Below are 7058 nucleotides of genomic sequence, written 5' to 3'. Positions count from 1 at the left end.
ATGAGTACACGCTATCTGGCTGAAGTCCTTGCTGGGCAGGCACTTTCATGATTTTCGTGGCGTTAGGTGTCTCTGTGCAATCTCTCAATGTCTGCTACGCTCATGGCTCATTCAATAAAACAGGTAGTACCTATGTCACCAGGAGCCAAAGTAAACGCTCTTGACTATGCTTTCCAAGAAAACGACAAAATTCTTGAAACTACTCACTGAGCTGTCTCTTTGATCCTCAATGAACAACGTGAGAAGTTCAAAGAGGTTGATGCGTTTATTGCAGAACAAAAAGTATTCAACAAAGCGATTGACCGGCGTTTTGGCAAAAGCGAAGAGCTTCTGATCCAGATCGTGAACCACCTCGTCGGCAAGTAACACGCTAACTAACAACACGCTCAACAGGACGCACATACTGTGCGCCCGACAGCTTTGCGGTTAGGTGCCTGTCTATATCTACCAACCAATACATCTCAAACGTAAATGGGCAACAAACGTTGAGAGTGTTATATATAACAGCGTTGCAATTACGCCATGATCGATATATGTGTTTACTCCAATTAGGAAGAATGATGTACTCAGAAGATCCCTTAGCGGCTCATTAAGTGTTAAATAGTAATATGATATAACACAAGAACTAGAAGTTCTGCTTAAATAAACAGCTATCAAATTAGTTGTTGCATTATCTTCAAAACAATAATCAGATATCCTTTCTAAAAAAACATTTATAAAGGTTGTAGGCAATATAACAACCAGAAAATCCCCTACCGAGGACAATAAATTCGCAAAAACAAATTCCAATACGCTAGAGTTTTTTATGAACAAATCAATTTCATTTAAGTCATACTTGTTTTTTGTGAAAACCACATTAGATGCTGTGCTAACTGCTATATAAACAACACTGTTAATAATACCAAAAGTTACAAACTGTGGATTTTTTTCTAAATTTATTATTTGAGAAAAATTGACCTGAGGTTGTTTTTGAGTGTACTCATGAGCGAACAAGTATGGACAAAATACTAATAGACACAACAGTAAAGACACGTGTTTCACCTAATGCACTCCTGAGTTTCAAATGCTCAGAATAGCACCTAACACAAAAAAGAACGGGCGGCCCTGGCAAAGAATCACGTTAAGCCTACCGCCTCAGGCCGCTTCACCCTGAAAGATTTTGCCTTCGATAAACAGGAAGAAACATCATCATTGTCGGGTCTGCCCGATAAAAAAGCTCAGTGCCTGCGCAAACCTGATCAACCCTCAGCGCGTTCCGTAGTGCTCCGTTACAAACTGGAAGGCTACAAGAAGCCCAATGCTCTGCAGCTGATGAAAGACAGGATCGACAGCCCGGCAGGAAAACGGATTTACAGAAAACGACTCGCCATTGCCGAGCCGCCTTTCGGCCATATGCAGGAGATGGGACTCACCCGGTTCACGTTTCGAGGACGGCCCAAGGTCAATGCCCGGTGGCAGTTGACGTGCACTTTGCACAATCTCAAGAAAGTCCATGGTTCTGGCGGCGAGAAACTGCTAAAGCGGATGGAGAAGATCAAAAAGAAACGCTGAAACGACACTGATCGGTGTTTGTGTGAACAGTTTGCCCCACCAGAAGCGCCTGCAGTGTTCTGAACAGTTCTCAGACTGGTAATAAGCCAGAATGGAAAATTTATAAATTAACCGGGAGCCTGAAGATCACCGATCAGCACTCGCTAATAACAAGAGCCGCAAATTTTACGGCTTTGTTTTTGGGTTTTTCTACAGGCTCGTTATGTTGCAAAAATAATAGTAAAAGTAGCATTTGGTTCAATAGAGTGGCCAAATGAACAAAATTTTAGCAAAGATACTCTTTACCTCTTCAGTATTCCGGTAAGCCCCTCCAAAACAAAACAAAACAAAACATTGAGACCGTACATATCAATTGCGTCGTGTCGCCAGCAAGCTGGCTGGGACGCGGCCTGTGGCGGCGCCCCACACGCGGGAACTTTATGCGCTTTGATATAAGAACATATCACAATAAAAGGAAGGCCCACTAATCAGTGAAGGGTTAAACTGGGCCAGAGGCTTCTTTGATGCTGATAACTAGCTATCCACTAAAAAGCCTCAAACGAGGAAGTCAACTACCCGCCCTAAAGGCTATCTCTTAATCAGATCTCCACACCCCGTGTCATCCGGTAGGTGTGGAGACGGTCTTGCAGTTTCGCCCAGCCTTCCCAAACAACTAACCATCCGGGAATGCTTGTTCGTTAAGAGCCACACCAGCCACCCGCTTTCGCTATGGTTTGGTTTACGACGATTTCGCTAAACCCGGAAACCCTCACAGGCAGAGGCTCAAGCCTTGATTCCGAGCAGCATCGGGAAGCTCCGCAATGGCTAAGCAATAATAAAGTCAGCAGCCCTCTGAGGATCTGTATAGAATATTTCAGTTCGCTGAATTTTGGTAAAAAGCACTTCCTGCCTGAGGAGCCTGTCTATAATGAGCCTGCATACCAATCTGACAGGAAGGTTAAGGAACACGAATCTGCGCAAGAGTCATGGACTTTTCCCGGTTTTTGAAGCCGTTGTGAACTCTCTGCAAGCCCTTGAAGAAAACAACAATCTGCTCACAGGCGGCACTGTGACACTCAAAATACTACGCAGTCAGCAGGCTTCCTCTGAGCTTGACGATTCTGAGCACTGCTCAGAAATAGTAAGCTTTGAAGTACATGATAATGGCATAGGCTTCAACGAAGAAAACATGGCATCATTTGAAACCCTTGACTCTGATCATAAAATAGGAAAAGGGTGCCGGGGAGTGGGTCGTTTATTATGGCTCAAAGCATTCGATAGGGCGGATGTTACCAGTGCCTTCAAATCAGACTCGTCAGGTATCATTAAACGGCAATTCTCGTTCACTGCCGCTCAGGGGATAAAGACTCAGAATCATGAGCCTGACCCGAATGGCGAAGGGCCTTTCTCTATCCTCACACTATCTGGATTCGATAAAAAGTATCGTGATGCCTGCCCAAAAACGGCGACCAGCATCGCTAATGCTTTATTAGAACATTGTCTTTGGTATTTTGTCAGAGAATATTCTGTACCTCGTATAACTATAAAGGATGGGACAGAAACTATTGCGCTGGAAAACTTGTTTGACCAGTACATGCATAGCAAAGCCAGTAAAGAAAGTATCGATATAAAAGGCTATGCGTTCAGGCTCACCCATATAAAATTTCATGCTTCGACCAAAAAGAAGCACTCTCTCGCCCTTTGCGCAGCTAACAGGCTGGTGCAGGAAATTCCCATTAGTCATCAAATCCCGGGGCTGTTTGGCAAAATATCGGATGAGGCTGGTGAGTTCATCTATACCTGCTATATTTCATCCGACTATCTGGACGGCCATGTTCGTCCCGAGCGCACTGCATTTGATATAGCTGATGATATAGGGGGGATTCTTGAGGATGTCGAAGTCAGTTTCAAAGATATGCAACGTCATGTTCTGGCCAGAAGCAAGCAGTACCTGAACAATTATCTGAGTGAAAACCTCAAGGCCTGTCGTGAGAGAATCAACCAGTTCGTCTCCGAAAAAGCCCCCAGATACCGACCGGTAATGCACCTGATCAATCAGCAGGAGTTTTCTGTTGACCCCAGGATGAGCGATAAAGAACTGGATACATTGTTGCATAAACAGTATTCCGACATTGAGCGCCAGTTGCTGGTAGAGGGTCACGAGATAATAAATCCGGCCATTGAAAGTGACATGGGCTTATATCAGAAGAAACTGAAAGCCTACCTCAAAAAAGCAGAGGATTTTAAAAAGTCAGACCTGGCCAGCTATGTCTCTCATCGACGTGTTATTCTTGGTTTGTTAGAGAAATATATTGGACAAATGGACAACGGGAAATATGTTCATGAAGAGCTGATTCATCAGCTTATTATGCCCATGCGGAAAACCTCTGAAGAAGTCTCCACAGATGCCTGCAACCTCTGGCTTATTGATGAAAGACTGGCTTTCCATGATTTTCTGGCCTCCGATAAATCACTTCGATCCATGCCCATTACGGATGATAGTTCTACGAAAGAGCCTGACTTGTGTGCACTGAACATTAATGATAATCCCATTTTGGTTTCTGAAAAAAAATCAATGCCCTTAGCCTCCCTGACAGTGGTTGAGATCAAGCGACCTATGAGGAATGATGCCTCAGAAGGAGAAGACAAAAACCCTATTGAGCAGGCTCTTGGCTACCTGAAGCGCATCCGTGAAGGCGAGGTAAAAACCACATCAGGCAGACCTATCAGGAACAGTCTGGAAATACCCGGCTATGTCTATGTCATTAGCGACCTGACCCCAACCATGGTAGAACGATGCGAGCTGGCGAGCCTGACCGAAATCTATGATGGAATGGGTTTCTTTGGTTATAACAAGCCTCGAAATGCTTACATTGAAGTCATATCTTATGATCGCCTACTGCAATCAGCAAAAGAGAGAAACCGGGCTTTCTTTGACCAGCTCGGCTTACCTGCGTAATGAAATCTACCTTTAGCCGGTTCAACCACTCACCCGGCAAAGGAAGTCGAAACCAACGCCACACTCCGGGCAGCAGTCGGCGAGATCGATGGGGAAACCGACGTTTGAAGCTTGTTTTCAAACTGGTTAATACTCTGGATGAGAACATTCAGGTCATCATGTTGAAGGCTGCCACCGCCGTAACGAATACCGGTCAGGCGCGGCTGGTGAAAACTGTCTTTTCCTGATTTAGATTTCCCGGTGATATAAAACAGATCCGCCGCTTCTTCACCCTCATGTTTCACTTTCACTTCAACTTCAACAACGCCATGACTTTCCGTTAAAGTGATTTTATTGATAGCCACATCGCCAAAATCCAGCTCCAGATTTCCCTCTCCCAATACCTGTATAAGGTCTCTGCCTCCCCATTTTTCGTATTTATAAACCATTTTCCCCGGGGATCGATGCCTTATATGGTCATCGTCCGGCCCTGATTGAACCTGCCCATTCGAGGCAGATGAGCCCAGCTCAAGGGTGTTGGCAAGATCATTTCCCTTTAACAAAACATCTGTCTTACTGTCCCATTTAAAATCCCTGATCTCTTTAAGAAGCACATCCAGTGCCTGACCCGATGTAACCCGTTGCAGACCAAGATCGACCTCTACCGGCTGATTGTACTCAGCTCGCATTGAAGCGGCCGGGCCCTGACACTGCATGTAACAGTCGATAGCGTCTCCATAAGAAAGGGGCGTTAACTGAGGGATCTTGTAATCGTCATCCGTCGTTGAACCTGTTACATTACAGGGCAAAAAGCATTCATGCTGTATGGGCAAAGGAGAAGCAGGAGAGGCACCAGTTGGCACCAGAGGCGTACAGGACGCAGAGCAGTTTACCCCCGATAGCGACCATTGATCACCCTGAAGAACCAGCGGTTGGGGTGCCTGCTGATTCTCAAGCAATTCGACAGAACTTTCATTGCACTGAAGCCTATTGTACGAGAACTGACTTTTATTACCGGTAGCTGAAGCAGGCAAGCCACTGGCAAAACAAGGCAGGGTCTCAAGCTCCTTGAACACAGGCTCATCCGAGTTTGCTCTGCCAATCAGCTCACTTAACCCCGTTATCTTTGGTAATTCAGGCGACTCCTGTTTAAGAACAGTCAATGGAAAATCAGGAAACTCAAGGGGTGGAACACTTGGCTCTAATGGGGTGGGAGTCGGTGTTACCTGAATAAACTGAGTGCTTTTTGTGGGGGTAAACGGATTTTCGACGGTAGCTACAGGCTTTGCAGTTGAGGGTACCGGAGCGATGGTGGCGTTCACCGAACTGGCAGCATCAGGGCTAACCGCTGACGCCTTCAATTCAGCACCTTCCCGGAAGCTTCCTAAAGGTGTCATGCCCTTGCTCTCAACAAAGGCCGTATGCCATTGATCCAGAGTTAAGAGCTGCTGACCCACAGTGACCGTCTTTGGATTGCCCCCTTTGACCACCACTCCCAGCTCAGGGGAATCGATTCGTTTTAACCGGGTCAACTTTCCTGTGGGTGTTTCTGCCAGCAAACGTGCGGTTCTGGCGTTAACGCTGTCAGCCACCAAAACCACAGCGTCCAGCCAACCCCTGGCATTGTCGCCTATCTGCGTTCTGCTGCGCATAGCCACAGGCAGAGGGGCAAGCGTTTCAGACTGGATAAGCCGGCCATTTTGATAAATCATCAAATGGCTTTGATCCTGGGACACCAGCAGGTGCGTTTTTTTGCCCGCTGGGAAAAAGTCGTTGGCCACGATCCTTCGTTCACTCCCCTCAGCAGGCAATACCCTGATAACCAGATCCTTCCCCTGACTGACCAACAGGGTCATTGACCCCTTGTCGCTGTCCGACAAGTCAGAAAAATCAAACAACTCAACCTCGGCAGAAACAGACGCATCAGGACTCACAAAACAGGACAGCGTCATCTCTCCACCCGTCAGGGTATTTTCAAACGTTGTTACTGGCTCAAACTTTTGAACCATCAGGTCAGATAACCTGATGCCCGGATGGTTAAAATGGACGTTATCAAGCCCGGTCCCATCGTCCTTGCAGAAGAGGGTCACCGAGTGCCAACCGGTATCCAGTAGTCGGACAGTCCCGCTGCCACCCACGACAATGCTTTCCAACTTAGCCCCGGTTTTAACCTGCACATCACCGAGGGTAACCGTTAACCGGGTCACCTCCGGTGGTGGGATGAATTGGCCGGAACCGGGTACCTGCCAGTGGACGAACTCAAATCCGGACACTGAGCCTTGCACCTGCCCATCAACGACAATGTGCTGATGGTTTCCGTCCACAATAAACGACGCACCAACGGAGACCACAGGGGCAAGCACCAGTGAATCATATCCCTCACCGCCTCCGAGATAATCCCAGCGTAAATCCGTTACCGTGAACTGATCATCACCGCCCAGCCCAAAAAAGGCACCCGTCTCCCCTGATGAGTACCAATTATCATCATCCGGAGTACCCAGGCGTACTGTGCAGTTTGATGAGGACCCGGCATTGTCATTTAATGGGCAGAACCCAGCCGTTTTCTCAAAGACATTACGGGCACTCAGCT

Annotated in this window: 5 protein-coding genes; 2 read left to right on the top strand and 3 right to left on the bottom strand. The window is 46.9% G+C overall.

The window, feature by feature from the left end:
* Positions 1 to 135 precede the first annotated feature (135 nt).
* Together KDK16_RS12370 and KDK16_RS12365 are read right to left on the bottom strand one after the other, a co-directional pair.
* Positions 136 to 402, bottom strand: a complete 267-nt coding sequence (locus KDK16_RS12370) for a hypothetical protein (RefSeq protein ID WP_257276352.1) — start codon at positions 400 to 402, stop codon at positions 136 to 138.
* Positions 403 to 444: 42 nt separating this feature from the next.
* Positions 445 to 1041 carry a hypothetical protein gene (locus KDK16_RS12365; protein ID WP_257276351.1) on the bottom strand — a complete coding sequence of 199 codons (597 nt, stop codon included), beginning with the start codon at positions 1039 to 1041 and terminating at the stop codon, positions 445 to 447.
* Between the two features lie 150 nt (positions 1042 to 1191).
* Between KDK16_RS12365 and KDK16_RS12360 the strand changes: the two genes are divergently transcribed.
* Together KDK16_RS12360 and KDK16_RS12355 are read left to right on the top strand one after the other, a co-directional pair.
* Entirely contained in the window at positions 1192 to 1551 is a 360-nt protein-coding gene (locus KDK16_RS12360) for a transposase (protein WP_257276350.1), read from the top strand.
* 907 nt (positions 1552 to 2458) lie between these two features.
* Positions 2459 to 4489, top strand: a complete 2031-nt coding sequence (locus KDK16_RS12355) for an ATP-binding protein (RefSeq protein WP_257276349.1) — start codon at positions 2459 to 2461, stop codon at positions 4487 to 4489.
* A gap of 29 nt (positions 4490 to 4518) precedes the next feature.
* Here KDK16_RS12355 and KDK16_RS12350 read toward each other — a convergent pair.
* A partial coding sequence (locus KDK16_RS12350; RefSeq protein WP_257276348.1) for a LamG domain-containing protein occupies positions 4519 to 7058 on the bottom strand: 2540 nt, incomplete at its 5' end.

Source organism: Endozoicomonas sp. SESOKO4, from assembly GCF_024606275.1.
This window is presented reverse-complemented; position numbering and strand designations above follow the sequence as displayed.